This window comes from Lentilactobacillus buchneri (assembly GCF_018314255.1).
Taxonomy (GTDB): Bacteria; Bacillota; Bacilli; order Lactobacillales; family Lactobacillaceae; genus Lentilactobacillus; species Lentilactobacillus buchneri.
Genome location: NZ_CP073066.1, coordinates 2261173 through 2288080, shown reverse-complemented (window position 1 = coordinate 2288080; position 26908 = coordinate 2261173). Strand labels below are relative to the sequence as shown.

Sequence of the window (26908 nt, the reverse complement as noted above, 5' to 3'; positions counted from 1 at the left end):
CAGTTTAGAAGTGACGAAAACACACGTCTATATTAATTAGTTACGACATCATTAGTCAAGATTCTTCAACATTTTTTTGATTGTGTCACTCAATTCGGTGACGTTAACCTCAACGGTTTCGCCAGTTTTTCGGATTTTGATTTCAACAATTCCCTCTTCAGCCTTTTTCCCGATTGTTACTCTCAGTGGAATTCCCATCAAGTCAGAATCTGCAAATTTAACCCCGGCCCGTTCTTTGCGGTCATCGACAAGAACCTGTAATTGATCAGCTGTTAATTGGGCTTCAATTTGATGAGCTAAATCCATTTGAACGGCTTTTTTGGCATTAATAGGGATGACGTGAACATCAAATGGGGCAACCGCTTTGGGCCATACCAACCCATTTTCATCGGCATTTTGTTCAGAAATTGCTGAAAGTAGGCGGCTGACACCAATTCCATACGATCCCATGATGACCGGCACAGCGCGCCCATTTTCATCCAAGACGTTGGCTTTGAGACTCTTCGAATAGCGCGTACCCAGCTTGAAGATATGGCCAATTTCAATGCCACGGGTAAATTTCAGTGTTCCCTTACCATCAGGTGTTTTCTCGCCTTCTTTGACAACTACAAAATCGTCCACGTCATCAATCCGGAAATCACGATCAGAATTGGCATTGACATAATGGTAACCATTTTCATCGGCACCAACAACGGCATTCTTCATGTTGGCAACCCGTTGATCAGCGACGATTCGAACATCCTCACCAACGCCAACGGGCCCTAAAGAACCAAAGTCTGCCCCCAAATAGGTCTTGGCTTGTTTGTCAGTGGCCAACTCCAGAAAGTCAGCCCCCAGATAGTTCTTTAATTTAACGTCATTGACATCGTAGTCACCGCGGACAAGGACCATCACCGGCTTCTCATCGGCAATGTACAGCATCGATTTGATGGTTTGCTTATCTGAGACTTTTAGGAAAGCAGCCACCTCGGCAATGGTTTTCGCGTTGGGCGTTTCAACCTTCTTAAGGTCTGCTTCAGGTTCAGTTGAAGGCTGGTCGTCGACTTTTGATTTGGCCATTTCCAAGTTGGCAAAATAGTCACTTTCATCGGAATAAACAATTGTATCTTCGCCGACAGCAGCCATAGCAGAGAATTCTTTGGAATCAGATCCCCCCATTGCACCGCCATCACCGATGATCACTTTGTACTTCAAACCAATTCGATCAAAAATATTGCGATAAGCCTGCTCCATTGCATTGTACGTTTTATCCAGATCCTCATCGTTAGTGGCAAATGAGTAAGCATCCTTCATAATAAATTCACGGCTTCGCAGTAATCCATACCGCGGACGATTTTCATCGCGGTACTTATTTTGAATTTGATAAAGAACCAGTGGCAGCTGTTTGTATGATTTAATGGAATCGCGAATTAACGCCGTAAACGTCTCTTCGTGAGTTGGTCCCAAAATAAAATCGGTTTCATGGCGATTTTTAAATTTGAATAGCTCTGGGCCATATGTATCATAGCGCCCTGACTCTTTCCAAAGATCAGCCGGCAAAATGTCGGGCATCAGCATTTCATGAGCTGATGTTTTTTCCATTTCCTGGCGAATGATGGTTTCAATTTTGTTTAAAACGCGATAGGCCAATGGCAAATATGCGTACATACCTGCAGAAATCTGGCGGATATAGCCACCACGAACTAACATTTGATGACTTAAAGCTTCGGCGCCTTTGGGGGTTTCTTTTAACGTTGGGATCAGCATCTGTGATTGTTTCATTTATAAGGTTCTCCTTCAAAATTAACTTGTTTAATGTAAAAAGTATCTCTCAATATCATTCCAAGTAACCAGAATCATCAACAGCATCAAGAACGCGAAGCCGATCAATGTGATAACAGTTTCCGTTGTTTGAGAAACCGGCTTTCTTCTGATAGCTTCCAAAATGTTTAAAATCAGTTTACCACCGTCCAAACCAGGAATTGGAATGAGGTTGATAATTGCCAGGTTGAGTGAGAGAAATGCGAGGAAGTTCAAGACTCCTGAAAGTCCCATCTTGGCTGCTTGGGAAGTTGTCGCAAAAATTGCCACCGGCCCACCCAAATCGTTGAGACTAAAGTGGCCGCTAACCATGCTCCACAGGGCGCCAAACAGCTGCTTGGCGACTGTCCAAGTCGTCGTGAAGCCTGAAAGGATCTTGGCTTTAAAGCTGGTATCCATTGTTTGAGTAATGCCAATGAAGCCTGTCTTTTGACCGCCAGAAGTCTGGGCTTTGGGTTTCATGGTTAAGACTTTATCCTGACCATCCCGCTGGACCTTCACAGAAATTTGCTTATCAGCTTTTGATCGGATCTGAACAGTAAGATCCTGCCAATCAGTGGTCTTGTGTCCGTCAACCTCAACGATTCGATCACCGGATTTGACACCGGCAGTCCGGGCGACTGAATCAGTGGGCATGACATTGACTTTATTGGTATTGGATGCAACACCACCTTGAACAAAACCTAAAATTGTATATACCAAGATGGCAAGTAATAAGTTATTAAACACACCAGCAACGTTTGTCAGCATTCGATTAGGCAACGATGCCGACTGAAATTGAACATCTCGAGGAGCAATTTGTAACTCGGTCCCGTCTTTTTCGATAATAGTTGCGTCATGATCAACCGGATACGACTTAACTTGGGACTCATCACCATTTTCATATCCTTTGACATACAAATTATCGTCAAGATTGGTATCGGTGATGGTTAAGGGAATGCCCTGGAAAAGCGAGTGTTTATTGCTGGTGTTAATTGATGTTACCACACCACTGTCATTCAATTGAAGGGTCACCGGTGTCCCTGGTTTTAATTCGTCCTCACCGTCATCGGCCTCACCGGCCATCCGAACATAACCACCCAGCGGCAATAATCTTAGGGTAAAAGTTGTACTATTTTTTCGATAATAAAATACTTTTGGCCCCATCCCGACAGAAAACTCCCGGACAAGAATGCCCGAGCGTTTAGCGGTAATATAATGGCCAAACTCATGAAAGATCACAAGAATACCAAAGACGATAATGAAAACAATAATTGTAGTTATCAAGTGACACTTTCCTCCTAAAAACTAAATAACAGCTAACAAATGAAGCATTGGTAAAACAAAAAGTAAGCTATCAAAGCGGTCCAAGATTCCACCATGTCCAGGCAGAATCTTCCCCGAGTCTTTGACGCCATAATAACGCTTCAATGCAGATTCAATGAGGTCGCCAAATTGACCAGCTATAGAGAGAATAATCGTGAAGATGAACATTTGCAAGAGTGAGTGTCCGGCAATTGGGTAAAATGCGATAAATGCGGTACATAAAATGGTGGCTGCAAGTGAACCGCCGATTGAACCCTCCCAAGTTTTATTGGGGCTAATTCTTGGTGCCAACTTGTGTTTGCCAAACATTCTACCAAAAATGTACGCGCCACTGTCAGTTACCCAAACGATAAACAAAGCATATAGCAATACCGTCAGTCCAACTCCCCGCGCGGCAACGAAGTAGTGAAATCCCATACCGATATACAGCATGCCCAGGACAATTACTCCGGCATCATCAAATGAGAACAGGTTTCGACTCAGAACCGTTTGGAGAAGCAGCATCAAAACAAACAAAAAGAAGACAAAGTTTTGACTGATGTGTCCGGGTAAAAAGCTCGTCCATGCATCTGGCAGAATGAGTGAACAGACTCCCAAATAAGCAATAATTGATTCAGGTGAAATCAATAATTTCTTCTTCATCACCAATATTTCAGAGATGGCTACAATCCCAAGTGCCAAAGCGGCAATATCAACCCAGATTCCACCCATTACGATGATTGGAATAAAGATTAATAAAGCTACTACGGCTGTTATCACACGTTGTCTCAATTTGTTTCTCCTCTATTTACTAGTTTTAATTCCGCCAAACCGACGGTCACGCTGCTGATATTCCATGATCATTTGTTCAAAAACCGTTCGATCAAAATCAGGCCACAAAACATCAGTAAAAACAAGTTCACTGTAAGCAATCTGCCACAGCAAGAAATTGGATATGCGCTCTTCTCCACTGGTGCGGATCAGCAGATCGGGATCGGCTAAATCGCCGAGAAATCCGGTCATTAAATTTGCATCGATGGTTTGATCCGTGATCTGCTCTGGATCCAGTTGACCGCTGGCAACCTGACGACCAATTTGCTGGACTGCCATTCTGATATCCAAACGGCTGCCATAATTCAAGGCAAAGTTCAGAATCATCCCAGTACAGTCAGCGGTGTCTTTAATAGCGTCATTAACCGCCTTTTGAGTTTGAACGGGCAATTGATCCTTGATACCCATCACACGAACTTGAACATTATTTTTAACCAAGTCTGGCACGAAATCGTTGAAGAACTTAACCGGCAAGCCCATTAAATAAATGACCTCGTCATGGGGCCGTTTCCAATTTTCGGTCGAAAACGCGTATAACGTCAGAACCTTAACACCAAGATCACTAGCGACTTTGGTAATCGTTTTAACGGTTTCCATCCCGCGTTTATGACCAGCAATCCTTGGTAAATGGCGTTTCTGTGCCCATCGACCGTTACCGTCCATAATGATGGCAACGTGTGCCGGAATGTTGTCTGTTTTGAGTTGCGGGGTTGCTTGTTGATTGTCTTGTGTGTTCTTAAACATTTTACGCTCCTTAAAAACTGAATGTTGGCTTGGCTGTCAGATTCAAAAACAGCATGGGATCCTCGCGACATATCGTTAAACACCAAATGGCTGGAACAAAACCAAAGTTTTTTCCCAGCCATAAAATGCTATTCGTATTAGTCGGATTCGCCGTCTGGACGTTCAACCATTCGCCATTCACCGCGGTTTGCCTCAGCCAATGTGTTGAAATACTTCAACAGCTTATTGGCATCTTCCGGACTCTTTTGGCCCAGCAGGTTTAAGCCTTTGCCGGTTGTATAGGGTTCTGAAAGGTCCGTGATTTCATGGTCGTTTTCAATAGTTGCTGTAGAAAAGGCAATTACCCAGTCGTTTTCAACCAGTTGCGAAACGATGAAGAATAAGTTAAAGTCGTCGTTTACATATGCAGGCATTGCATATAAACCATCTTGAACCGGCTGCAAGTGGCCGCCGTTATAATCCAAGACGCCCAAATTGTCCTCAGTAACAGGCGTATTCAGTTTAAAGAGCATCTTGCCAAATTCATCGGTTCCAGGGACAACCGCAATTTCATCGTTATCTGAATTATTATTGTTATTATTATGATTATCTGCCATCGTATTGACCTCTTTCTAGCCGTTCATGACTTCTTGTTCTTTGTCGGCGACAATTCCGTCGACACCTTTAATTGCATCATCAGTCAATTTCTGAACTTGATCTTCATAGCGATGCAGTTCGTCGTCAGTGATATCTTCACTCTTATTGCTACGCTTGAGTGTGTCCATTGCCTCTCGACGGACATTTCTGATGGCAACCTTACTCTTTTCACCGGTTGCCTTGACCTGCTTCGCAATTTCCTTACGCCGATCTTCAGTTAATGCGGGAACAGCCAATCGAATTGCCGTTCCATCATTAGCCGGACTGATGCCCAAGTCTGCTTCATAAATGCCTTTTTCGATGCCTTCCAAGGCACTTTTATCGTAAGGGGTAATCAAAATCACCCGTGCTTCTGGAATGGTAATCGAAGCGATTTGGTTTAAGGGCGTTGGTGCACCATAGTAATCCACCATGACCCCACTCAACAAGCTGGCGTTGGCATGACCGGCACGGATACTGCCCATATCATGTTCCAATACCTCACGGGTATTCTTCATTTTTTCTTTCGCTTCAGTTAATACTGATTGTGCATCTGCCATAAATTATTTCTCCTTCACAGTTGTTCCGATATTATCACCAGTCACGACCTTACGGATATTGCCGGGCTTGTTCAAATTGAAGACCACCAATGGAATGTGATTATCCATCGACAGAGAACTAGCCGTAGAGTCCATCACTTTAAGGCCTTTTTCCAAAATATCCATATATGAAAGGGTATCAAATTTAACTGCATCTTTGTGAGTTCGGGGATCGGATGAATAAATGCCATCCACACCGTTTTTAGCCATCAAGATGGCGTCAGCACCAATTTCGGCAGCTCGCAACGCTGCAGTGGTATCCGTTGAAAAATAAGGATTACCGGTGCCGGCAGCAAAAATCACGACCCGGCCCTTCTCCAGATGGCGAACAGCCTTCCGACGAATATAAGGCTCGGCAATCTGCCGCATTTCAATTGAAGTTTGAACCCTGGTCGGAACTCCCAAATGTTCAAGGTTGTCTTGGAGGGCCAGCCCGTTCATTGTTGTTCCAAGCATGCCAATATAGTCTGCTTGAGCACGTTCCATACCCATCTCGGCACCGGCTTCACCACGCCACATATTGCCGCCGCCAACAACGATTCCGATCTGGACACCCAGGTTAAAGATATCTTTTATTTCTTGGGCGACGTTTTTGATAACAGGTGGATTAATACCAAAGCCGCGGTCTCCGGCCAATGCTTCTCCACTTAATTTTAAAATAATTCGGTTGTATTTTACTTCAGACATCCAAGTGCCTCCCATAGTTAATCGTTACTACCAATTTTAGCATATTAACGTTGCAATCAACAAGAAAACAGGGATATTCAAGAATTCTTATCAAATATTCTCAGCCAGTTCACAGAGATGTTTCAGAAAACAGGGTTGAGTTATTCATGATGGTAAATAAAAAGAGTTAGGAAAAGCGGAATGCTCTGTCCTAACCCCTATTATTTGGTTACATCAGTATCTTTGGAAAAATGATTTATAAACTAAATTCGCTCAGCTTACTTCAATTGATCGCGAACTTCATCTTCGAAGCTTTGGGTCTTCTTTTCGATGCCTTCACCGACTTCGTAACGAACGAATTTAACAATTGAACCGCCCTTGGAAGCAACGTATTTGGAAACCGTGACGTCTGGGTCTTTGACGAAGTCTTGATCTTCCAGGCAAATTTCGGCCAAGAATTTGTGGAGACGGCCTTCAACCATTTTTTCAACGATCTTTTCAGGCTTGCCTTCATTTAAAGCTTCTTGAGTCAAAACTTCCTTCTCATGAGCTAAACGGTCAGCAGGAACTTCTGCTTGATTCAAATATTCCGGATTAGTTGCAGCAACATGCATGGCAACATCCTTGGCAGTTTCTTCGTCAGCGCCTTTTAATTGAACCAAAGCACCAATCAGTCCACCATTGTGCAGGTATGAACCAAAGACTTCGTCATCATTTTTTTCGACAACTTCAAAACGACGTAAAGTAACTTTTTCACCAGTCACTTGAGTCGTTTCAATTAAATCGTCCTTAACAGTTCCTTTGTCGGTCTGCAATGCCATTGCTGCATCAACGTCTGCAGGCTTGTTGGCAACGATTGCGTCACTAACACGTTTAACTAATTCTTTGAATGGATCACTTGACGCAACAAAGTCGGTTTCGGAGTTGATTTCAACGATTGCAGCGGTATTACCCTTAACTGCGATGGTTGCCAAACCATTGGCGGCAACGCGATCACTCTTCTTCTCAGCTTTAGCAACTCCTTTTTCGCGCAAAACTTCAATTGCTTTGTCGAAATCGCCTTCAGTTGCAACCAAGGCCTTCTTAGCGTCCATCATACCGACACCGGTCTTCTTACGTAAATCCATTACTTGAGATGCTGAAATTTTTGCCATCTTAGTGGCCTCCCTTTAATTGTGACTAATAATTGTGACTAAAAACTGACTCCACACCAAGGCCAAATTGGTCCAAAGCGGTAGAGTCAGCCCGAGTGCTAATATTTATTTGTTAGAATCGTTGCTGCCTTCTACGGCGTCTGCAATGTCTTCAATTGAATCTTCTTTTTTGTCTGCTTTGGCGCCATCTTTACCTTCAAAGGTCTTTTCGTTAACGTCATCTTCGCCTTGGCGACCTTCAATGATTGCGTCAGCCATCTTTGAAGTGATCAAACGAACGGCACGAATAGCATCATCGTTTGATGGGATAACAACGTCGATTTGATCTGGGTCAGTGTTGGTATCAACCATTGCCACGATCGGAATGTTCAATTTCATTGCTTCGTGAACAGCAATTTGCTCTTTACGAGGATCAACGATAAACATAACGTCTGGGATCTTAGGCATGTCTTCAATACCGCCCAAGAATCGTTCCAATTTCTGTTCCTGCTTGATTAAAAGAGAAACTTCCTTCTTAGGAAGAATGTCAAAAGTACCGTCAGTTGACATCTTCTTCAAGTCCTTCAAACGCTTAACACGTGATTGAATGGTTTCCCAGTTGGTTAAAGTACCACCAAGCCAACGATTGTTGACGTAGTATTGACCGGCACGGGTTGCTTCTTCAGCAATTGAATCCTGAGCCTGCTTCTTAGTACCAACAAACAAGACAACGGCGCCCTTGGCAGCTTCGTCCTTCATGAAGTTGTAAGCAACATCGATTAACTTAACAGTCTTCTGTAAGTCAATGATGTAAATACCATTACGTTCAGTAAAGATATAGTCCTTCATCTTTGGATTCCAACGACGAGTTTGGTGACCGAAATGTACTCCGGCTTCCAGTAATTGTTTCATAGAAATAACAGCCATGATGTAGCCTCCATATTGTTTTTTTCCTCCCCAACGATCATTTGAATTAAGAACCATCCCTGGCAACTCTCAACCCATTACGTCAGGTGTGTATTTAAAACACCTTTAAAAGTATATAAGAAAAGCCGCGGAAGCGCAAGCACAAATACCCGGAACAGATTAATTTTTTGTCAAAATTGTTAAATTTCGATGAATCATGTTAGAATGATATTTCGTGGCGAGGAGGAATTTATACATGATTAAAGCCATCGTTTTCGATATCGACGATACTTTGTATGATACAAAGCCCGCATTTGTACAGGCTTTCGAAGAAACATTTAATCTAAATTTACCAGAAGAACAGATGAATCAGATCTTTGCCAACTACAATGAGCAGGAACAGTTGGCAATTGCAGAATCCAACTCAGACTCCGATTTGAAATTATCTGACGAAGAAATCAACTATCATTCATTACACCACACGTTTAAAAAGTATGATTTGCCCGGACTGACACAAGAATCTGCGAAAGCCTTTTCGGAGGCCTTTGAAACGGCCAGCAGCTCCATTCATCTATTTGATGGATTGACCACTGTCTTTAATACCCTGACCACCAAGTTCAAGTTAGGCATCATCACCAACGGAAGCAATGATGTTCAACTTGCCAAAATCATGAAGCTCAAACTTCATCATTGGTTTAGCCGCGAACAAATCATTACCTCAGAAGATGCGAAGGCTAAAAAACCGGACCCGCTTATTTTTACCTTGATGAACCGAAAATTCAATTTACGGGGCAATGAGATGATGTACATCGGCAGCTCCTATTTTGAAGACATTGTGCCCGCAAAAAAAGCCGGCTGGGAAACCGTGTGGTATAACAGCCATCAAAGTCCAATCGCAGATCCTCAAATCATTCCCGACCAGACAGTCAAAACACCGGAAGAATTAAAAGACTTACTCATGGATTTGGCTGCTCAAATAGACTAACCTAATTTAAAATAAAAAGGTTTCAATCAGATATCCTCTGACTGAAACCTTTTTTGTATATCAAGCCGGTTAAATTAAAGTTCAACCAACTTGTCTGATTTACCAGTATTAATTAATGATTTGTTTGCGTCCATGGCGAAGTAGACCATGTTACGAGCGGCCCGTTTTGTGTAGAAGGCAATATGTGGACTTACCAAAACGTTTTCACGTTTCATCAAGTTCTTGAGTCGTTCGTCAGGGATCTTGTCAAAGCTGCCAAAGTCGGTATTGAAAATACCAACTTCGTTTTCATAAGTATCAAGGGCAGCACCGCCCATTTTACCTGAATCAAGGCCGCGAATTAAAGCATCAGTGTCAACAAGGGCACCACGAGCTGGGTTAAGGATGAAGACACCGTCTTTCATTTGAGCGATTGTCTTATCGTTAATCATATGTTCGTTTTCCTTGGTTGCAGGCGCATGCAATGAAAGAACATCTGATTGAGCATAGAGTTCTTCAGGAGTATCAACATAAACCCCTTCTTTTTCAAGCTCTGGATTATGATAAATATCATAAGCAATTACTTTGGCACCAAAGCCTTTGTAAATGCGCATTGCAGCCCGGCCAATCCGACCAGTTGCAAAGACACCAACAGTCATTTGGTTCAATTCGTCAGCAATATCTGGTGCCCAACGAAGGTCACCATTTGCTTGTTTGCGGTCGAATGTGTTGGTCCGACGAAGTAATCTCATTAACTGAGTTACAGTAAATTCGGCAATTGCTTCTGGAGAATATGCAGGAACATTGGTAACTTGAATACCGTTACGCTTGGCAGCGTCGGCATCAATATTATCAACACCTACGTTACGAAGTGAAAGGTACTTGATACCAAAGCTGCCCAGCTTATCTAATACAGATGCAGTGTAAGGCTTTTGTTGGTATGTAACCACACCATCAGCACCTTTTGCTTGGTCAACAGTTGAGTCGTCAAGTAATTCACCGGTTGAAGCAACTTCAACGTCGGGATTTTCTTCACTCCACTTGTCTAAATAAGGTTTCTCATCGTCACGAATGCCATATGCAATAATTTTCACGAATATTACCTCCTAACAGAATACTTAAAGTATAACACTTTTTGATAATAATTTTCACTACTTTTCGTAGTTTGTTCAATAATTCACTCTAATTTTATCCCCGCTTGAGCTAAATGGGCAATTTTTTGAGCCCGACTCAATTGTTTAAAGGCGTATTCAGCGCTCAAGGCAGCGTGTTTGGTGTCAAATTGTTGCTTGAACAAAATTTTGATTGGTCGGTGAGAGCGGGTGTATTTGGCACCCAAGCCTTTCACATGCTGTTGAAATCTTCTTTCAACATTCGTGGAAAAACCGGTGTACAAAGTGTCATCGGCACATAAAAGCACGTACATATAATACTTATCTGTTTGTTCCATAAAGCATCTTCTTTACTTCATCAGTATAGTCATCGCCGTCATAAGTAATAATATCGCGGTTGACTTTGAGACCGTTTGGCTTGCCGTCTTTAATCGCCTCAACCAGGACCATGTTGGCATCCTCTTTGATTCGGGGTCTGACAAATTGAAGCCGTTTTGGCTCCAGTCGGTGACTTCGTAACGCCACGATCAAATCCGTCAGCCGATCGGGCCGGTACACCATGAAAAGTTTGGCGTTCATTTTCAACAGTCCGGCTGCTGAGCTGACAATTTCATTTAAATTAGTGGTGATTTCATGCCGCGCGATGGCCAAGTATCGATTCGGATTCTTTTCGCTGGTCTTGTAGTTGACGAAATACGGCGGATTGCAGGCAACAACGTCAACAGAATCTTTTGGAATATATTGGTCGGCATTTTTGAGGTCGTCGTTGACCACTGATATCTGCTGACCCAAGTCATTGAGTTCAACGCTCCGATGTGCCATATCCGCCAGCCTTGTCTGAATCTCGATCATGGTGATGTGAGCAGCCGTTTTTTCACTTAAAAACAGTCCGACTGCCCCATTGCCGGCGCACATGTCGACAATTTGTTTGGTTCTGTGTTGCGTGGTCCGAACAAAGTCGGCCAGCAAAACCGCGTCCAATGAAAACGAAAAAACGTCTTTGCTTTGAATAATTTGGATGCCTTTGCTGTATAATTGGTCAATTCGTTCGTCTTCATGTAAGTTTACTTGCATATCGTTATGTTCCTTCACAAATTAGTTTGCCAAACGCTTCTATTTTAAGTTAATATAATTCTATCAGATATGAAAGAAGGAAATGAATTGTTTTATTCATTCATGAGAGTCCTTGTCCGAATCCTGGTGTTTATTATCAATGGCAATGCCCGTTATGAGCACAAGGAGCGACTGCCAAAAGGCAACTATATCCTGGTTGGCCCCCATCGCACCTGGTTTGATCCAATTTACTTTGCACTGGCGGGCAGTCCGAAAAAGTTTAGTTTCATGGCGAAAAAAGAACTATTCAAAAATCCAATTTTGCGTTGGATTTTGGTTCATGCCAATGCTTTTTCGGTTGACCGTGATAACCCCGGTCCTTCTGCCATCAAGAAACCAGTCCGAATTCTCAGAAAATCAGATTTGTCTTTGATCTTATTCCCATCAGGCACCCGGCATTCCAGCCAATTAAAAAGCGGCGCCGCCTTTATTGCCCAGCTGTCAGGTGTGCCGCTGGTCCCGGCCGTTTATCAAGGACCACTGACATTCAAACAGCTTTTTACTCGAAAACGGGTCACGATTGCCTTTGGAGAACCCATTACAATTGACCGTAAACAAAAATTAACGGATGATTTTCAAAAACAAATTGAAACGGAAATGCAAAGCGCGTTCGACGCCTTGGATTATGCCGTTAATCCGGATTTTAAATACGTTGATGTATCAAAAAAAGAAGAGTAAGTGAAATGACAAAAAGCCCTCACCAAGTTGGTGGGGACTTTTTGTCATTGAAACATTCTAATTTTTACCAGTTTGGTTTTGCATCGAATGCATCATTTGATTTAATTTCTTTTGGGAAGGTTTTTGACCCATTTGTATCATCAGTTGGCGCAATTGATCTTCGCTGAATGGTGGGTTTTCTTTGAGGTACTTTTCCATATACTTCCGAGCACCGTAAAAGCCACCAACCAAGCCCAAGATCAAGGCTAACACAACGATTAATATCCAAATCCAAGTTGCCAAGACAAGGCCTCCTTTATCATATCACTAAGTAATTTTACACAATTATGCCATAGAATTAAAGGGCTAATCAACAAAATCCCGATTCTTAGGGGAAAACTGCCCCCTAATCGTCCCGAAGACCTTTGTGACGTTGGACTTCCCTGACTTTTCCGGGCGTCACTTCCTTGCCATTCTTATCATAAACTTTCATCATTTCAATCTGTTTTTTGAAGTTTTCACGGAAGTGAGCAACGTATTTTTTACGCAAATCAGCCTGTTCCAACTTTTCAACTTCAGATAAGCCCTCATTTTTTGCTTTGTGGGCCAGTTCATTAATTCTTGGGATGAGTTCTTTGAAAACATCGTCACCGATTTTTGATTGCAATTCTTTTTTCTCTTGTTCGTTCATTAAAATTCCTCCATATCGACTATAATAACACAATTATTGATAGTTACGCGAACGTGTGTTTTGAAATGTGACCCAGGTTATGATATGATTTAGGTATTAAACAAAGACTTATGAGGTGTCTAAAATGTCAAAAACGACCAATGATCCCCAAAGTAAACAATACCAGATCCTTCACTTCATCTGGGAACGGGTTAATGAGCAGGGCTATCCACCAACGGTCAGAGAAATTGGTGAAGCCGTTCATCTATCCTCAACCTCCACGGTACATGGCCATATTGCTCGACTTGAGCGGAAAGGCTATATCGTGAAAGATCCAGCCAAACCCCGCGCGCTGGAAGTCACCAGTAGTGGCTTGGATGTCCTGGGTATGCAGCCGCAGCAAAAACAGATTCCGGTTTTAGGAACTGTGACTGCCGGTGAACCGATCTTAGCTGTTCAGGAAGCCACCGACTACTTCCCGCTCCCGCCTGCTCTGGCACACAGTGATCAACCATTATTTATGCTGCAAATTCGGGGCGAAAGTATGATTAACGCCGGCATTCTCGATGGGGACTATGTGGTTGTCCGCAAACAGGAAAGCGCCGATAACGGTGACATTGTCATTGCGATGACCGATGAAAATGAAGCAACCTGCAAACGGTTCTTCAAGGAAAGCGATCATTACCGACTACAGCCAGAAAACGATACCATGGCGCCCATTATTTTGACCAAGGTCAGCATTTTGGGAAAAGTGGTCAGTTTGTACCGCAGCGATATTTCATAATTATTTCTACCTAAGGACTGTTCTGCTAACAGTCCCTTTCTTTTACCCTGAGTTCTGGTCCAGGACTTTTCGGCAATGCCCAACGAGCCCTTCTACCATCAATATTATGCCTGTTGATCTCGATAAACCAGCTGGTCGGCCTGTCTGCCAAGCAACACGAATCGACTGTCATCATCGGCAGCATCAAATGTAACATCTCCACCGGCGTTTGGCAATCCATTTGCATACATCGCTTCATACTCAGGAACAGACAGCCTCGTTCGGTTGGCAATCACTTGTTCAACCTGGCCGGCAAGGCTCTGCGGTTGGATTTCAGGGGCAATTGTACCACTGTAAAATTCCCCTTGAGCTCCCGATCCATAACTAAACAAACCAATTCGATCACCTGGCTGAAGCGTTTTGGAGTTGGCCAGTAGTGATAACAAGCTTAAGTAGAGTGACCCGGTATAGAGATTACCGACGAGGGCATTATACTTTTTAGAATGATCGAATTCTTTGAGCAGCTGTTGTGAGTGAGCACCATCATCGATAACCGTCCGAAGCGCTTTTAGGCCCATCTTGGTGAATGGCAGATGAAAAGCCATCGCGGAAAAATCACTCAGCGTCCGTTGATATTTCGCAGAGTAATCTTTAAATGTTTGGTTGAAGAAATCGATATAAATATCCGTTGAGTAATGCCCGTCGACAATTGCATCACGACGGTAAAACGGCCGCCAAAAATCCATAATATTTTCTGAGTAAAACGCACTTTGATTGTCCAAAGCTAAAATTTTTGGATCCTGACTCATCAGCATGGCAATTGCCCCGCCGCCTTGGGTGACCTCACCAGCTGTTCCAATCCCATATCGGGCAATGTCTGCTGCCAAGACCAACACTTTACTTTCAGGATGCATTGCAATATGATCGAAAGCCATCTGAACGCCGGCCGTACCACCATAACAGGCTTGCTTAATTTCAAACGATCTGGCGGAGTTGGATATTCCAAGCAACGACTGAACATAGATGGCCGCTGACTTGGAGTTGTCAACACCGGTTTCAGTTCCAAAGATCACCATATCAATTGCTTGTTTATCGTCATCGCTTAAAATCTTGGCGGCAGCATTGGCAGCCATCGTGACCACGTCTTGTGTTGGCGGGATTACCGCCTGGTTCTTCTGTCCAATCCCAATCAAATATTTATTGGGATCTTCCCCGCGGGCATTTGCCAAATCTGCCATATCCAAATAGTAATCAGAAGTAAAGAAACCCATTTTGTCGATTCCAATTGTCATAATACTCTCCTTTAAGAAAGAATGAGACCGAATATTTTAGGTGCAATATCCAGTCTCATTATGTATGCCGCTGATTGTTAATGATTATTTATTCGTAAAATGAATTTGGTAGGTGTCATTGCCGTTCATCGACTGGATCACTAAGCCTTCCAGTAATGGACCCGCATAGACAAAGCCTTCATGCTGATGGCCGGTTGAGATAAAGGTCCATTGAACAACTTGATTACCGCTCAAGGCTGAGCCGAAAACTCTGGCACCAGTCAACGTCCCAACCGAATTATCAGAAAGAACAACTTGTTGGTTTCCTAGATTTCCATTGACATTAATAGTTAACATTAAAATTCTCCTAGTTATTTCCTTTATACAACATAATAATATAGCATAATTGCAATGCAAATGCGAATTGGTTATAGTAAGCTTATACTTAAATTAAAATATGGAGATGATGATTATGAAAATTAATATCCATCGTTCCGCAACAAACAAGGTGCTTGCCGGCGTCATTGGTGGCTTGGCTGAGCACTTTCAATGGGATCCCACTTTGGCACGGGTCGTATTTGTCATTCTGGCATTTACCCCATTCTTCCCGGGAATCATCGCATACCTACTGCTTTGGATTTTGATGAAAGCACCAGAATAATTAGTGCTGTTTCAGTGATCTGCGGCCAAGCCAGTAGATGACTGCCAACCCACCAAAAAATAGGACAAAGAACAGTAGAAAGCATTCCAAGAAAAACGTATCCGGCAGCATGTTAATCACCGGATCGGTGTTCGGGTCAAAAATCCAGTCCTGGTTTCTAAATAATACTTCATGAAATGCCACAAATACCTGGTCAAAATTAACAAACATCAACGCGATAATCACTAACGAAACTGTGGTGACGACCTTAATTGGCGTCATCAACAGCCAAGTTAGTGATTTTTTGTTGAGCCGATGCAGTAGGTAGGCACCAGTCGGCACTAAAATCAGCCCAACAAAATTGTTGAACAGGATCAACCCTTTAACGTCCCGAAAGTGCTGCAGTCCCTTTGCAGAACTGAAGAAGTAATCCAGCTTTAAAGAAGGAATCCACGGCAACTGTAAATAGGCGATAATCCTGACATAATCATGATGCATCTGGCTAGCAGTGCGACCGGTAGCCGCAGCTAATTTGAGCGGATTAATATTGAGGTCAAACAGCCAAACACTGTTGACAGTCAAAAAGATGGCGAGGGCAAGGCACCCCAATATGATTAAAGTGCCATAGCCAATTTGTTTTCCAAGCATTTTCACATTTATAACCGCCAATCATCAAGTGAGTCAATCTGGTGAGTCGGCTGAACCGATTCTTTGGCAACCTGTTGCTTTGTCGAAAGTCCGGTATAAACCAAGAGCGTATCGACTCCGGCATTAATCCCAGCTTTAATATCCGTGTTGTAATTATCCCCGACCATCACGACGTCAGACTGTTCAAGGCCAATTTTTTTAATGGCACTTTCAATAATTCTGGCTTTGGGCTTGCCAATCATGATCGGTTCAACTTGGGTGGCATACTCGACAAACTTCACAACCGAACCGGCTCCAGGCATCATTCCACGCTCTTTGGGAATGTTTGTATCGGGGTTGGTACCAATGAACGTCGAACCGCTTCGAATGGCTAAGACGGCCTCTGAAAGCTTTTCATAGGTTAGGTCTGAATCCAGCCCCACGACCACGTAATCCGGATGATCGGCTTCCAAACGATAATCGTTGGCTAAGATAACTTGTTTCAAGCCCATTTCACCAACGATGTAAACAGATGAAGCATCCCCACTACGATGCTCATTCATGTAATCAACCGTCGCCATCCCTGATGTATAGACATTTTCCGGTTTGACGTGAATATCATGGTTATCAGCCAGGTTCTTAACCACGTCTCTGGGGAGCTGAGTGGAATTATTCGTCACAAATAAAAATGGAATATTGGCCTTCTGCAGGCGCTCAATAAATCGTTTGGCGGCCGGAATGCGTTTTTTACCGGCATACACAGTCCCATCAAGATCAATAAAATAGCCCTTATAGTTTGTCATCAAGTCAATCCTTCTAATTATTTTTTACTCTCACGAATAATAAAGTGGTGCTTTTTTGATTTTTCTTCAGTCTTCACGACCATATTATGGCGCTTTTCAACTGGCTTATGGGCGGTAACCTTCTTTTCTTCAAAGGCGTGGTTCCGATGATTGCGATGATTACTCCGGTTGCGGGAATTATGAGACCGGTTTGATCGATGGTTACCTCGATTATTCCGGGATTTTCTGATCACCGGTCGGGCCTCAAGATTATGAACGACAAAATAAGCGGCACCGAAGTTGACGTCCTCCAAAATCCAGTCGTTGAGTGCAGAAATAAACGGGCCGGAAGTTTCAGTTCGGTCATCATTAAAGAATCCCCGCAAACGTAATTTGCCGTATCCCCAGTCACCAACAATGTAATCATACTGACTAAAAGCCGGATTGTACCGACGAACGAATTCGTCAAAGTCAAAACCATCCGTGTGATTGGTATCCAATTCATACTTATGATCATTGATTAAGAATTCTGTTTCACTGACTCGGTTGATTCGTGCCAATGGCTTTCGATTCTCGTCTTGTTTCGCAACGAGTTCATCTAAGGTTTTTCTGTCCAAAGTAACCCTCCTTTCACTGATTAAGTGGATAATGTTTGGCGAGATAATCCCCAAACACATCCCTTAAATTTTCATCGTATAAAATTTCGTTGTGGCCGATAATCTCCAATGTCGGGAAGAACGGAATAAACAAATAGTGGTCCGGCATGGCAATCTGGTATGTTTTCGCCGGTGAAACCAACTCTTCATGGAAAAAGAGCTGGCCGGCATCTTGATCATACCGCAATCCGCCATAATGTAGCTGGCCAAAATATTTGCCACGAAAGCCCATCCCTTTTTGTGGGAATTTGGTCAAAAAGTTCTTGTTCTTTTCCATTTCTTTGATGAGGCGCCAGAGATTATAACCGTCCAAAGTGACCCGCATGACATGCATCGCGTGGGGCAACATCTGATGCAATTGATTTCGATCAACAATCCCTTGAGGCAGGTCGGTTAAAAATAGGCCCGAACTTAAAATGGCAGCGCGAGTATCGGCTTTTTCCATTATCGCATGCAAACCTTCGTTTACCAAGCGCGAATGGCCGATGAGATTAGTTGTCATGGGGGCTTTGATTCTGGCAAGTTTGTTGCGTGCCAGCAGTTTTTCACCGTGTTCTTGATATTCCTGAATTTCAGCATCATCTTCAGGTTCGCTGGGCAAATCAGCGGTTTTAATCACTTTGGCTTGACTGGCTACAATCCGATGGGAACCATCGATAGTCAGTGTAATCTCACCAATATAATGGCCCCATTTTTCGGCAGCTGCCAGTAGTGAATGATTCACTTTTTCACCGTGAACAAGTAAGTGATGCGTATGCGAGCCGATGATCACATCCAGCTGAGGAAACTGACGTGCCAATAGACGGTCGGTTGGCAGCCCCAAATGTGATAGTAACACACAGATATCATATTTGCCGGCATTGTCGGCGAGAATTTTAGGCAGGACCGTTTCCGGTTTGAGAGGCTCCCACCCCAAGATCGGATATGTCAGTAAATAAGGCGCTGTCAGCCCAATCAGAAGCACGCGTGTATGCTGCGGGGTGGTAATAATTTTGCTGGGATGAGCCCATTTGGGAATTGATTTGGTCTGCTGATCCAAAAGGTTTCCCAAAATGACGTCGAAATTGGCATCATTGTACAACTCGTCCAATTGCTCATGACTATTGGTCAAGCCCTCGTTATTGCCAATTGTGACGGCATCATAATGAATTTGGTTGAGCAACTCCACATTGGCCTTGCCGTTGGTTACCTCAGTGAGCGGGTGAACGCGATCAACCGCATCCCCCAAGTCGACAGTGATAACGGAAGAATCGGCTCGCTGAAGTTCTGCGCGTCGCGTGGTGATAAATTGACGAATACGTGGCCAATTTTCGAAATGGGAGTGCAGATCGTTTGTGTGTAAAATTGTTAGCTTCTCAGTCATCAAACCATCCAATCTTTTCTAAATTAGTGCCGCTTGGCAAAGTCTTCAGCTTTTCCGGCGACCATTTCTTCAATTTCAGCTTGGGAAAATGGCGTTCCAAACGGTGGCTTCTTTTTCAAATAATCAGTTTCCGGCGTATCCACACCGACATTGATATTTTCTTTAATCGGAACTGTATAATGATGAATGTGTCCATGTAAATTAATAATTTGTTTAACGATGCCCATCATCATCGGATAGTGAGTCATATAATACTGACGATGATTCATCTTGATGAGAACACCAACATCGTGAAACTCAAACTTTTGATGATTGCCCACGGGATGATTATGCTGCTGCAGATATTTGAACAAAGCACGGGAATCGTGATTTCCCTTGATCAAAACCAAGCGGCCATTCAATTGATCCAGCACTTCAAAAATTTTTTCCAGTGCCACTTTCTCAGGTCGGGTATGCAAAATCGCAATGTCACCAAGATGATACACCACATCGTTCTTGCCCACCCGACGATTCCAATTGTTAATGATGGTTTCATTCATATCCTCGACAGTCAGAAATGGTCGTGGTGCGAACTCGCTAACGCCAAGTAAACGTTCATGAAAGAAATGTGTATCAGCAGTAAAAAATTGCATGAACAGGTCCTCTTTCGTACATAAGTTATACCATTAATGATACCACCCAGCAGCCGTTTAGTAATGAAAAAGTATTCAAACAAAGCTGATAATACCAATGAAAAAAGCCAAGGCGCCGATGCCTTGGCCAATCATCATTTTTGGTTCTTCGTCAACTGTTGTTGGTGAACAAAATATTGGAGTTCTAATCACTTGGTGATTAGAGCTCTTTTTGTATGAACTCGAAAAGCGAACAGCACTCTTAGCCGGAATCTGAAGAAGTTTCGGTAACCAAATCCAGTGCGTTTAATGACTTTAATCTTGTTGTTTGAACCTTCTAAGGGCCCGTTGGTGTAATGGTGAGTAAAGGTATTGCCAATTTCATCATGATGAGTCGCTAGGGTCTGGAGGGTTGCCAACATCTCTTCCGAGCAGCCCTCTAAGTGATGGAATACTTGATTATAGTTGGGCCAATCACGGTTTTTGATGGTTTCACGTAACCGATTCATCACGTTGTAAGTTTGCTTGAGCTCGGGATCAATGTCCAATAAAGCATCAACCACATCAGTGGCAGTCGCTGGATAAGGGAAGTTTGTCCACTTACGGAAAGCTTCGTAGTTGAGGTGATTTTCCGGCGTTAATAATAGTTTCCAATAGCGTTTTAGGGCGTGATACTCGCGTGAGGAAGTCGCCAGGGTTTTCATGAGGCGCACCCGCGTCTTATTAAAAGCTCGATTTAAAGCGTTAACCAAGTGGAACGGATCGATGACAACGATGGCGTTCGGAAAGATCTGCCCCACCAATTTGGGATAGGTATAGTTCATATCGGTGACGATAATTTTCACATTTTCTCGCGCAGCCTGGTCGTAATGCTGGAAATACTTTTGAAGCTGATAGATGGTCCTAAAGGGTAACAGGTCGATCAATTCGTGGGTTTCCGCATCCATAAATTCAAAGCTCATCGCGTCGGTGGCGCTCTTAGTGCTTTTAACTTCGTCCATGAGGAGAACTTTTGGTAAATAGTGCCAGTTGGTTTGAAAGTCCCGTTCAGCGCGCAAGAGCTGCCGACCAACGAATGAATCCGAAGTGGATAACTCATCGGCAATGTGTTTGAGCGAAACCGGTTCGGTCAGTTTTTCTAAGCATTGTTTGCGGGTCGTATTTGAAATCGTGCAGTGTTTCGGCACCGCATTCGTCTGCGCCAGGAAATTGGTATGACAAGCCTTACAGTGAAAGTTTCGCCGATTGAGACACAGGATAACGGTGCTGCCCAATGTTTTTGCGAATCTAATGGTGGTCTTCCGCCAACCATAGCCAATAATTTGGTGATCATTGATAATCCCACAATTGCGGCATGCCTTGGGGGTGTAGTTTAGGGACCCCACCAATCGAATCACTCCATCATCACCCACTTGTCCTTCCTCAATTATTAAGTGTTCATCATCTATTCCTAACAACATTTTCGTAGTATCATTTGACATAGGGCATTTCCTTTCTTGACTTAATTCTGTGGTGGGAGCAAGTTAACGGACGGGAGATGTCCGCTTTTTTATTCTAATGATAAACAAAAAATCTGTCATCAGTAATAGATAAAAATCTATTACCAACAACAGATATTGTAGAACCTCATTTTTCAACTTCTTTAACCTTATCTGTCAGACTTTTGAAAATAAACAGTCCAATTAGCCAAACCACCGAGCCGATTAAAGCAATCAGCGTATCCGTCTTCATGGTCAAAACAACTGCCACAAAAGCCATGAAAATCAGTACAAAGTAATCGCTGATTGGAAAAAGCGGCATCTTAAATTTGAGCGATTTCTGACTGCCAGTTTTTTTAACCTGCTTTCGATACTTGATATGAGCCAACACAATCATTCCCCAGACAAACAGGAAACAAGTTGTAGCAACACTGGAAATGAAAGAGAAGACGTCGCCGGGCATCATAATACTCAAGAGCACGATAACCGCGATCACCAAGGTCGAAAAAAGAATTGCGTTAAACGGAATTTGACGGGCAGAAAGACGGCCGACTTTTCGACTGAATTTTGATTTACCGTTGTAGGTCAATGAAAACAGCATTCGACCAGTGGTAAATAACGAACTGTTACAAGCTGAAATTGCCGCAGTTAAGACGACAAAATTAATAATCAAAGCTGCGGACTGGATGCCCACACCGGCAAAAACCTGGACAAAAGGACTGGAAGTTGGCGAAACGTGCTGCCATGGGAAAATGCTCATGAGTGCCAACAGCGACCCAATGTAAAACAAGAGAACCCGGGTTGGCACTTCGTTGATACTCTTTGGAATTGTCACCAAAGGATCCTGGGTTTCAGAAGCCGTCATCCCAATCATTTCGATTCCGGCGAAACTGAAGAGCACCATTTGAAAGGACAAAACAAAACCCTTCGCACCGTTGGCAAAGAAACCGCCATCCACCACATTCATCAATGATGCGTGTCCGTATGGTGTTTTAAAATGGATTGCCACCAGGACGATTCCAATGACAATCAGTGCAACAATTGCGACGATTTTTACAATTGCCAGCCAAAACTCGGTTTCACCGAATGCTGATACAGCGACGATATTGATGATAAATAGGATCAATAAGAGGACCAGACCTGTCAGCCAGATTGGAATGTCCGGGAACCAAAACTGGACGTATAATCCAGAGGCTGTCACTTCTGCCATCGCAATGGCGATCCAACACATCCAATAGGTCCAGCCGATCACGAAGCCCATTTTTTCGCCTAAATATTTTTTGATGAAGAAAACAAACGAATTGCTTTCGACATCAGATACCAACAGTTCCCCCAGCGCCCGCATTAATAGGAAACAAGCCAGCCCGGCAATCCCATATGCCAGGATGATTGATGGTCCTGCTAAATGAATGGACTGGCCGGCACCAAGAAACAGCCCGGTTCCAATTGTTCCACCAAGGGCAATCAATTGAACATGTCGATTCTTGAGGCCCCGGGACAGTTGGTTGTCGTCTTCTTGATTTTCCACAATGTGCCTCCGTTTCTAAAAAATGACAATTTGGTTTATTAAACAATAAGGCTGGGACAAAAGGCAAAACCCTTTTGTCTCAGCCTCGTTTGTAACCCGCGACGTCCGAATTCAAATGGGGCTCAACGGATTCTATGCTTGAAAAAGCAACGATCTTCGCCCGTAATGATTGGGTATTAATGACGAACGTCCAAAAATTATTTCTGTGTTTTGCGTAATCTTTCGATATCGCGAACAATCATTAACTCTTCATCGGTTGGGATCAACAATGTCTTAACCGTTGAACCAGCAGCTGACAGGTCACGTTCTTCGCCACGGATGTTATTCTTTTCAGGATCAACTTTGATACCGAAGTAGCCCAACTTATCGGTAACTTCCTGGCGAATCATAATGTCGTTTTCACCAATTCCGGCAGTGAAGACCAAGGCATCAATCCCACCCATTTCAGCAATGTAACTGCCAATGTAGCGGATGATACGATTCTTAAAGATTTCGCGAGCGAGCATTGCCCGGTGATTAGTCTTCATAACCCCTTCAATTTCACGCATATCTGCGGAAACACCTGATAAACCGACCAAACCTGATTTGTGGTTCAAAATATCAACCATATCATCCATGTTTTTAATACCGGCTTTTTGCATCACATATTGTAATGCAGAAGGATCAACGTCCCCCGAACGAGTTGCCATCGTAATGCCGGCAACAGGTGAGAAGCCCATTGAGGTATCAAATGACTTGCCGTCTTTGATTGCGTCGATTGAAGCTCCGGCACCTAAGTGAAGGACGATTAATTTCAGGTCTTTCAGAGGCTTACCTAAAAGGGCAGCTGCTCTGGCAGAGACATAACGATAGCTGGTTCCGTGGGCACCATACTTACGAACTTGATACTTCTGATAATACTCGTAAGGCAAGCTATACATGTAGTTGACTTCTGGGAGTGTTGTATGGAATGAAGTATCAAAGACGGCAACACTAATGATATTTGGGAGAATCTTCTTAAACGCTTTGATGCCAAGCAATGCAGCCGGCTCATGCAGTGGTGCGAACTCCGTTAGTGACTCGATTTTTTTGATGACCTCATCGTCAATCACAACTGAATCCGGGAAGAGTTCCCCACCAGCAACAATTCGATGGCCAACACCGGTAATTTCACTATAGTCTTTGATGATGTCCAAACTTAACAGCTTATCAAGGACCAGTTGAATGGCCTGTTCATGATTATCAATATCTTGGGTATCTTTGAACTTCTTACCGTCACCGTACTTGATTGAGATATCTGATGCGCCCAATCCAATTCGGTCAATAGCACCGCTTGAAAGAACGGTTTCCTCAGGCATTTGGAACAACTTGTACTTTAAGGTTGAACTACCAGCGTTAATTGCAATTGATTTTCCCATAATAAATAATGCTCCTCTGTATTTTTTAAAAAGCTTGATAAACAATTTTATAATAAATCAGTTTGTTCCCAATCATCAATCTCGGTCAAGAACTTGGTAAAGGCTTGTTGGTCCTTAAATGATGGAAATTCCCCCAACATTACCGGATCCACCTGTTTGGCACCGTCGCCAGCATTTTGAAGAATCAAAATTGCCTTTTGGGCCGCAGCGTTTGCAAAGAGTTCTTTTGGTAAATTAAGTAATCCCTGCAGGTAAACCTTCCCTTGCATCCATTTAAGAAGCTGCTTGGCTTCGCTGGTTTGGAAAAGCTGACTTGGCACCAGGAAGAAACCAAACCCACCCGGCAAAACATGCTTCATGCCAAATTCAATCAGCAAATGGTGCACGTATGAATGACCCGTCTCTGAATGGGTAGCAAATCCCTTGGCATTAGCATCGATTGGATAGTAGCCAATCGGCAAATCACTAACGACTGCATCGACCACGGGAGCTAAAACATTTTGGATCGTATCCTCGTGGAAAAGCTCAGCGTGAATCTTTTGCAGCTCGACTGAGTCTGCAGCCAATTCAAACATTGCATCGTCATTTTCAATTCCGGAAATGGTTGGTGTAACGCCAATGCTGGTTTGAAGCTGATGATAAATTGCTGTTAGTAGATTGGCAGTTCCCATTGCCGGATCAAGAATGCTTAATTCTTTGCGGTCATGGAAAATTCCGGCAATAATATAGCCAATAACGTTGGCAATGGTATCAGGCGTCAGTTGGTAATTAGCCTGAATTGTGTCAACTCGAATCGCCTTGAGCACAGCCATTTGAATTGCTTTCCGGAAAGTTTCGGCAGTGAAGTCATCCGGATTAAAGTCTGCATAAATATTAGTCAGCTTTTTGGTATCAACTTCAGTCAGTTCGTCATCTTCTTCATCGTCACTCTGGATAAATCCCAGTGTTTCGATGAAAGAATCAAGATACGATTGATCCTTGGCTTTTTGAATCAATTCTGTCGAACGATTCAAGATATCAAAAAGCTGCTCAATTTTCCCTTGAGCCAGAACTCTCAACCCCTTTATTCAATAGTTGAACACTATTAAATACTACCAGATAAGCTGTCAATAATTCAAGTTAGATTGTTATTTCACAACCACAAAAAGGCCACTATTCGTGACCACTTGTGCGTTTTGGGTGAACATCTTTTTTGATTGGCTTTTCAAGAAATTGCCGTCTCATTTGCCGTTCATGCTCGGTGATACGATTAATTGATCCCAACTCCTGCTTATAAGCAGCCAGTTGAAACATCAAGCATGACATCAAAATACCGACAAAAATGACGGCCACCACCGTTAGGGATCCACGCTTATATTTATCAATCCTTGAACGGTAATTTTGAATAAGCTGAACACTTTTGGCCATTATCGAAAGTAACATCAGTTCTTAGACACCCCCCGCTCTTTGTCCAGCGTACCCATTGAACATTTGTCAACGACGGTACGTGACCCTTGTAAGCACCGGCCAATCGAACCATGTTTTGATACCGTTCAATTCGATAAGTTTTTTTCGTGACCGGACTGTACATCACGCACTTAGAGGGTTGACACTGCTTGATTTCAAACCGATAACGGTCAGATTCGATTATACTGAGATAAGAATGAAAATTGATCACGTTTTGCTTTTTTTCGTTCCCGGCATATACGATCATCGTCATGATCGTCCAAATGGCGAATACACCAATCACCAAGGTGATCAGGCCCTCAATTAATAAGTAGCCCGGCCGAGTATCAACCTTACTCACGGACAATTTCTGTTTCATATTTTTGCCTCTCAATTGTCATCACTTTTTCTGCGTTGGTAATTGTCTCATTCATTTGATGGGTGGTTTGGATGTAGAACAAACTGAAGGTGCAGATGATGGTCAGCCCGATTAATGAATCGATCACCGTAAAAGCCCGCTTATTTGTACCTTTCCACATGATAGCCACTCCATCCCATTTGAATTTTTTGATTGTATTTGACGTTACCATCCGAATCAAGCCAAATAAGCTTAGTTGGTGATGCAAACCCATCGTCATGGGCAATCATGCTTCGTTGTGATCTCACGTGAATGGAAGGCGGAACCGAAATCCGCTCCTCATTTACCTCGTCATAGTGAGTTTTCTTTACCTTCATCGGAAAGAAAATAACATCTTTATCGCGAATGGAGATTCGATAAGAAATGTTCTCGGCCTTTGCGTTTAATGTCATGCGGGTCCAAGCACTCTGAAATGACCGCCAAAACAACGCCTCACTTGGATTTCCAGACTGGACGACCTTGATCAGCATCAAATTAATCATCAAGACACCTAACACCACGCCTAAATAAACCACCAGCTCAATAACGGTAAAGCCACCCCTATTTTTGCACTTCATTATGAGTAATCTTCAGGCCTTCATCCTTGGCTTGTTTAACCTGCTTGGCGGTTAGATAGCCACCTTTTGTCAGGTCTGGAAAACTAACTGATTTGGCGGTTGGGTGCTGGCTGAAATAGGCGTCAATTTGTGCCTGAACAACTTCGGTCATTGCCGATGAATGAACAGACTGGGCATGTTTTCTTTGATTGGATAGATTTGGAATAATGATTAAAATCAATAATGAAATAATAAACAAAACGATGGTCATTTCTATTAGCGTAAAGCCTTCTCTCATTTTCTTAACGCGCTTTTTCAT

Annotated in this window: 33 protein-coding genes; 4 read left to right on the top strand and 29 right to left on the bottom strand. The window is 43.1% G+C overall.

Translation table 11 applies throughout. From position 1 onward, the window contains the following. Positions 1-51: 51 nt before the first annotated feature. The 9 genes from KE627_RS10990 to rpsB form a co-directional block, all read right to left on the bottom strand. The gene (locus tag KE627_RS10990) at positions 52-1761 is read right to left on the bottom strand and encodes a proline--tRNA ligase (RefSeq protein ID WP_013727793.1); all 1710 of its coding nucleotides are present in this window, start codon (positions 1759-1761) and stop codon (positions 52-54) included. Between the two features lie 30 nt (positions 1762-1791). Next, positions 1792-3066, bottom strand: a complete 1275-nt coding sequence (rseP, locus tag KE627_RS10985; protein WP_014939894.1) for an RIP metalloprotease RseP — start codon at positions 3064-3066, stop codon at positions 1792-1794. Between the two features lie 21 nt (positions 3067-3087). Continuing rightward, positions 3088-3876: a phosphatidate cytidylyltransferase gene (locus KE627_RS10980; protein ID WP_013727791.1), complete on the bottom strand. Its 789-nt coding sequence runs from the start codon at positions 3874-3876 to the stop codon at positions 3088-3090. Positions 3877-3888: 12 nt separating this feature from the next. After that, positions 3889-4659 carry an undecaprenyl pyrophosphate synthase gene (gene uppS, locus KE627_RS10975; RefSeq protein WP_013727790.1) on the bottom strand — a complete coding sequence of 257 codons (771 nt, stop codon included), beginning with the start codon at positions 4657-4659 and terminating at the stop codon, positions 3889-3891. 137 nt (positions 4660-4796) lie between these two features. Further along, positions 4797-5255: a hypothetical protein gene (locus KE627_RS10970; RefSeq protein ID WP_013727789.1), complete on the bottom strand. Its 459-nt coding sequence runs from the start codon at positions 5253-5255 to the stop codon at positions 4797-4799. A 15-nt stretch (positions 5256-5270) separates the two neighbouring features. Beyond that, positions 5271-5834 carry a ribosome recycling factor gene (frr, locus tag KE627_RS10965; protein ID WP_014939891.1) on the bottom strand — a complete coding sequence of 188 codons (564 nt, stop codon included), beginning with the start codon at positions 5832-5834 and terminating at the stop codon, positions 5271-5273. Between the two features lie 3 nt (positions 5835-5837). Further along, positions 5838-6560, bottom strand: coding sequence for a UMP kinase (gene pyrH / locus KE627_RS10960; protein WP_013727787.1), 723 nt, complete (start codon positions 6558-6560; stop codon positions 5838-5840). Between the two features lie 257 nt (positions 6561-6817). Then, a complete protein-coding gene (gene tsf / locus KE627_RS10955; RefSeq protein ID WP_013727786.1) occupies positions 6818-7693 on the bottom strand; it encodes a translation elongation factor Ts in 876 nt (291 codons plus the stop codon). Between the two features lie 105 nt (positions 7694-7798). Further along, positions 7799-8599 carry a 30S ribosomal protein S2 gene (gene rpsB, locus KE627_RS10950; protein WP_013727785.1) on the bottom strand — a complete coding sequence of 267 codons (801 nt, stop codon included), beginning with the start codon at positions 8597-8599 and terminating at the stop codon, positions 7799-7801. A gap of 235 nt (positions 8600-8834) precedes the next feature. Here rpsB and KE627_RS10945 point away from each other — a divergent pair, with 235 nt between their 5' ends. Next, positions 8835-9563 carry an HAD family hydrolase gene (locus KE627_RS10945; RefSeq protein WP_013727784.1) on the top strand — a complete coding sequence of 243 codons (729 nt, stop codon included), beginning with the start codon at positions 8835-8837 and terminating at the stop codon, positions 9561-9563. 74 nt (positions 9564-9637) lie between these two features. On the opposite strand, the gene KE627_RS10940 is transcribed toward KE627_RS10945, so the two are convergent. The 3 genes from KE627_RS10940 to KE627_RS10930 all read right to left on the bottom strand — a co-directional run bounded on the left by KE627_RS10940 (position 9638) and on the right by KE627_RS10930 (position 11728). Beyond that, a complete protein-coding gene (locus KE627_RS10940) occupies positions 9638-10636 on the bottom strand; it encodes a D-2-hydroxyacid dehydrogenase (protein ID WP_056939125.1) in 999 nt (332 codons plus the stop codon). A gap of 83 nt (positions 10637-10719) precedes the next feature. Continuing rightward, positions 10720-10992 (bottom strand): GIY-YIG nuclease family protein, encoded by a 273-nt coding sequence (locus tag KE627_RS10935; RefSeq protein ID WP_013727782.1) that lies wholly within the window; start codon positions 10990-10992, stop codon positions 10720-10722. Further along, entirely contained in the window at positions 10976-11728 is a 753-nt protein-coding gene (locus KE627_RS10930) for a tRNA1(Val) (adenine(37)-N6)-methyltransferase (RefSeq protein WP_013727781.1), read from the bottom strand. Before KE627_RS10930 ends, KE627_RS10935 begins: the two co-directional genes overlap by 17 nt. Before the next feature lie 87 nt (positions 11729-11815). Between KE627_RS10930 and KE627_RS10925 the strand changes: the two genes are divergently transcribed. Then, on the top strand, positions 11816-12445 hold the full coding sequence (locus tag KE627_RS10925) for a lysophospholipid acyltransferase family protein (protein WP_013727780.1): 630 nt from the start codon (positions 11816-11818) through the stop codon (positions 12443-12445). A gap of 57 nt (positions 12446-12502) precedes the next feature. On the opposite strand, the gene KE627_RS10920 is transcribed toward KE627_RS10925, so the two are convergent. Together KE627_RS10920 and KE627_RS10915 are read right to left on the bottom strand one after the other, a co-directional pair. After that, positions 12503-12727 (bottom strand): YneF family protein, encoded by a 225-nt coding sequence (locus KE627_RS10920; RefSeq protein ID WP_013727779.1) that lies wholly within the window; start codon positions 12725-12727, stop codon positions 12503-12505. 103 nt (positions 12728-12830) lie between these two features. Next, positions 12831-13115: a DUF896 domain-containing protein gene (locus KE627_RS10915; RefSeq protein WP_013727778.1), complete on the bottom strand. Its 285-nt coding sequence runs from the start codon at positions 13113-13115 to the stop codon at positions 12831-12833. Positions 13116-13239: 124 nt separating this feature from the next. On the opposite strand from KE627_RS10915, the gene lexA reads away from it, so the two are divergent. Then, a complete protein-coding gene (gene lexA / locus KE627_RS10910) occupies positions 13240-13878 on the top strand; it encodes a transcriptional repressor LexA (protein ID WP_013727777.1) in 639 nt (212 codons plus the stop codon). Positions 13879-13982: 104 nt separating this feature from the next. On the opposite strand, the gene KE627_RS10905 is transcribed toward lexA, so the two are convergent. After that, a complete protein-coding gene (locus tag KE627_RS10905) occupies positions 13983-15149 on the bottom strand; it encodes a hydroxymethylglutaryl-CoA synthase (RefSeq protein WP_013727776.1) in 1167 nt (388 codons plus the stop codon). An 84-nt stretch (positions 15150-15233) separates the two neighbouring features. Then, the gene (locus KE627_RS10900) at positions 15234-15485 is read right to left on the bottom strand and encodes a hypothetical protein (RefSeq protein ID WP_013727775.1); all 252 of its coding nucleotides are present in this window, start codon (positions 15483-15485) and stop codon (positions 15234-15236) included. 115 nt (positions 15486-15600) lie between these two features. Here KE627_RS10900 and KE627_RS10895 point away from each other — a divergent pair, with 115 nt between their 5' ends. Further along, positions 15601-15789 carry a PspC domain-containing protein gene (locus KE627_RS10895; RefSeq protein ID WP_013727774.1) on the top strand — a complete coding sequence of 63 codons (189 nt, stop codon included), beginning with the start codon at positions 15601-15603 and terminating at the stop codon, positions 15787-15789. On the opposite strand, the gene KE627_RS10890 is transcribed toward KE627_RS10895, so the two are convergent. The 13 genes from KE627_RS10890 to comGC all read right to left on the bottom strand — a co-directional run bounded on the left by KE627_RS10890 (position 15790) and on the right by comGC (position 26908). Beyond that, on the bottom strand, positions 15790-16416 hold the full coding sequence (locus KE627_RS10890; RefSeq protein WP_041805891.1) for a TIGR01906 family membrane protein: 627 nt from the start codon (positions 16414-16416) through the stop codon (positions 15790-15792). A gap of 8 nt (positions 16417-16424) precedes the next feature. Further along, positions 16425-17198, bottom strand: a complete 774-nt coding sequence (locus tag KE627_RS10885) for a TIGR01457 family HAD-type hydrolase (RefSeq protein WP_013727772.1) — start codon at positions 17196-17198, stop codon at positions 16425-16427. A gap of 17 nt (positions 17199-17215) precedes the next feature. Further along, positions 17216-17794, bottom strand: a complete 579-nt coding sequence (locus KE627_RS10880; protein WP_013727771.1) for a YutD family protein — start codon at positions 17792-17794, stop codon at positions 17216-17218. Between the two features lie 13 nt (positions 17795-17807). After that, a complete protein-coding gene (locus tag KE627_RS10875; RefSeq protein ID WP_013727770.1) occupies positions 17808-19196 on the bottom strand; it encodes a bifunctional metallophosphatase/5'-nucleotidase in 1389 nt (462 codons plus the stop codon). Positions 19197-19219: 23 nt separating this feature from the next. After that, positions 19220-19828, bottom strand: a complete 609-nt coding sequence (locus KE627_RS10870) for a metallophosphoesterase (RefSeq protein WP_056939124.1) — start codon at positions 19826-19828, stop codon at positions 19220-19222. A gap of 188 nt (positions 19829-20016) precedes the next feature. Then, positions 20017-21288, bottom strand: coding sequence for an ISL3 family transposase (locus tag KE627_RS10865; RefSeq protein WP_035181568.1), 1272 nt, complete (start codon positions 21286-21288; stop codon positions 20017-20019). A gap of 145 nt (positions 21289-21433) precedes the next feature. Then, positions 21434-22813, bottom strand: coding sequence for an amino acid permease (locus KE627_RS10860; RefSeq protein ID WP_013727768.1), 1380 nt, complete (start codon positions 22811-22813; stop codon positions 21434-21436). Between the two features lie 197 nt (positions 22814-23010). After that, on the bottom strand, positions 23011-24210 hold the full coding sequence (locus KE627_RS10855) for an acetate/propionate family kinase (protein WP_013727767.1): 1200 nt from the start codon (positions 24208-24210) through the stop codon (positions 23011-23013). Positions 24211-24257: 47 nt separating this feature from the next. Continuing rightward, on the bottom strand, positions 24258-25268 hold the full coding sequence (locus tag KE627_RS10850; protein WP_056938886.1) for a class I SAM-dependent methyltransferase: 1011 nt from the start codon (positions 25266-25268) through the stop codon (positions 24258-24260). A gap of 302 nt (positions 25269-25570) precedes the next feature. After that, positions 25571-26014, bottom strand: a complete 444-nt coding sequence (locus KE627_RS10845; protein ID WP_013727765.1) for a ComGF family competence protein — start codon at positions 26012-26014, stop codon at positions 25571-25573. Next, positions 25989-26174, bottom strand: a complete 186-nt coding sequence (locus KE627_RS10840; protein ID WP_013727764.1) for a hypothetical protein — start codon at positions 26172-26174, stop codon at positions 25989-25991. The genes KE627_RS10845 and KE627_RS10840 overlap by 26 nt, the downstream gene beginning before the upstream one ends. Then, on the bottom strand, positions 26155-26610 hold the full coding sequence (locus KE627_RS10835) for a hypothetical protein (protein WP_013727763.1): 456 nt from the start codon (positions 26608-26610) through the stop codon (positions 26155-26157). Before KE627_RS10835 ends, KE627_RS10840 begins: the two co-directional genes overlap by 20 nt. Continuing rightward, positions 26594-26908, bottom strand: coding sequence for a competence type IV pilus major pilin ComGC (gene comGC, locus KE627_RS10830; protein ID WP_014939874.1), 315 nt, complete (start codon positions 26906-26908; stop codon positions 26594-26596). The genes KE627_RS10835 and comGC overlap by 17 nt, the downstream gene beginning before the upstream one ends.

Excerpts from the sequence above, each read along its gene's own strand:
- KE627_RS10930 (WP_013727781.1), bottom strand. The coding sequence starts at position 11,728 with ATGCAAGTAAACTTACATGAAGACGAACGAATTGACCAATTATACAGC.
- rpsB (WP_013727785.1), bottom strand. The coding sequence starts at position 8,599 with ATGGCTGTTATTTCTATGAAACAATTACTGGAAGCCGGAGTACATTTC.
- KE627_RS10885 (WP_013727772.1), bottom strand. The coding sequence starts at position 17,198 with ATGACAAACTATAAGGGCTATTTTATTGATCTTGATGGGACTGTGTAT.
- KE627_RS10875 (WP_013727770.1), bottom strand. The coding sequence starts at position 19,196 with ATGACTGAGAAGCTAACAATTTTACACACAAACGATCTGCACTCCCAT.
- KE627_RS10855 (WP_013727767.1), bottom strand. The coding sequence starts at position 24,210 with ATGGGAAAATCAATTGCAATTAACGCTGGTAGTTCAACCTTAAAGTAC.
- KE627_RS10845 (WP_013727765.1), bottom strand. The coding sequence starts at position 26,014 with ATGAAACAGAAATTGTCCGTGAGTAAGGTTGATACTCGGCCGGGCTAC.
- KE627_RS10945 (WP_013727784.1), top strand. The coding sequence starts at position 8,835 with ATGATTAAAGCCATCGTTTTCGATATCGACGATACTTTGTATGATACA.
- lexA (WP_013727777.1), top strand. The coding sequence starts at position 13,240 with ATGTCAAAAACGACCAATGATCCCCAAAGTAAACAATACCAGATCCTT.
- uppS (WP_013727790.1), bottom strand. The coding sequence starts at position 4,659 with ATGTTTAAGAACACACAAGACAATCAACAAGCAACCCCGCAACTCAAA.
- tsf (WP_013727786.1), bottom strand. The coding sequence starts at position 7,693 with ATGGCAAAAATTTCAGCATCTCAAGTAATGGATTTACGTAAGAAGACC.
- comGC (WP_014939874.1), bottom strand. The coding sequence starts at position 26,908 with ATGAAAAAGCGCGTTAAGAAAATGAGAGAAGGCTTTACGCTAATAGAA.
- frr (WP_014939891.1), bottom strand. The coding sequence starts at position 5,834 with ATGGCAGATGCACAATCAGTATTAACTGAAGCGAAAGAAAAAATGAAG.
- KE627_RS10915 (WP_013727778.1), bottom strand. The coding sequence starts at position 13,115 with ATGAACGAACAAGAGAAAAAAGAATTGCAATCAAAAATCGGTGACGAT.
- KE627_RS10840 (WP_013727764.1), bottom strand. The coding sequence starts at position 26,174 with ATGTGGAAAGGTACAAATAAGCGGGCTTTTACGGTGATCGATTCATTA.
- KE627_RS10990 (WP_013727793.1), bottom strand. The coding sequence starts at position 1,761 with ATGAAACAATCACAGATGCTGATCCCAACGTTAAAAGAAACCCCCAAA.
- KE627_RS10895 (WP_013727774.1), top strand. The coding sequence starts at position 15,601 with ATGAAAATTAATATCCATCGTTCCGCAACAAACAAGGTGCTTGCCGGC.
- KE627_RS10970 (WP_013727789.1), bottom strand. The coding sequence starts at position 5,255 with ATGGCAGATAATCATAATAATAACAATAATAATTCAGATAACGATGAA.
- pyrH (WP_013727787.1), bottom strand. The coding sequence starts at position 6,560 with ATGTCTGAAGTAAAATACAACCGAATTATTTTAAAATTAAGTGGAGAA.
- KE627_RS10890 (WP_041805891.1), bottom strand. The coding sequence starts at position 16,416 with ATGCTTGGAAAACAAATTGGCTATGGCACTTTAATCATATTGGGGTGC.
- KE627_RS10870 (WP_056939124.1), bottom strand. The coding sequence starts at position 19,828 with ATGCAATTTTTTACTGCTGATACACATTTCTTTCATGAACGTTTACTT.
- KE627_RS10865 (WP_035181568.1), bottom strand. The coding sequence starts at position 21,288 with ATGTCAAATGATACTACGAAAATGTTGTTAGGAATAGATGATGAACAC.
- KE627_RS10835 (WP_013727763.1), bottom strand. The coding sequence starts at position 26,610 with ATGAAGTGCAAAAATAGGGGTGGCTTTACCGTTATTGAGCTGGTGGTT.
- KE627_RS10935 (WP_013727782.1), bottom strand. The coding sequence starts at position 10,992 with ATGGAACAAACAGATAAGTATTATATGTACGTGCTTTTATGTGCCGAT.
- KE627_RS10905 (WP_013727776.1), bottom strand. The coding sequence starts at position 15,149 with ATGACAATTGGAATCGACAAAATGGGTTTCTTTACTTCTGATTACTAT.
- KE627_RS10900 (WP_013727775.1), bottom strand. The coding sequence starts at position 15,485 with ATGTTAACTATTAATGTCAATGGAAATCTAGGAAACCAACAAGTTGTT.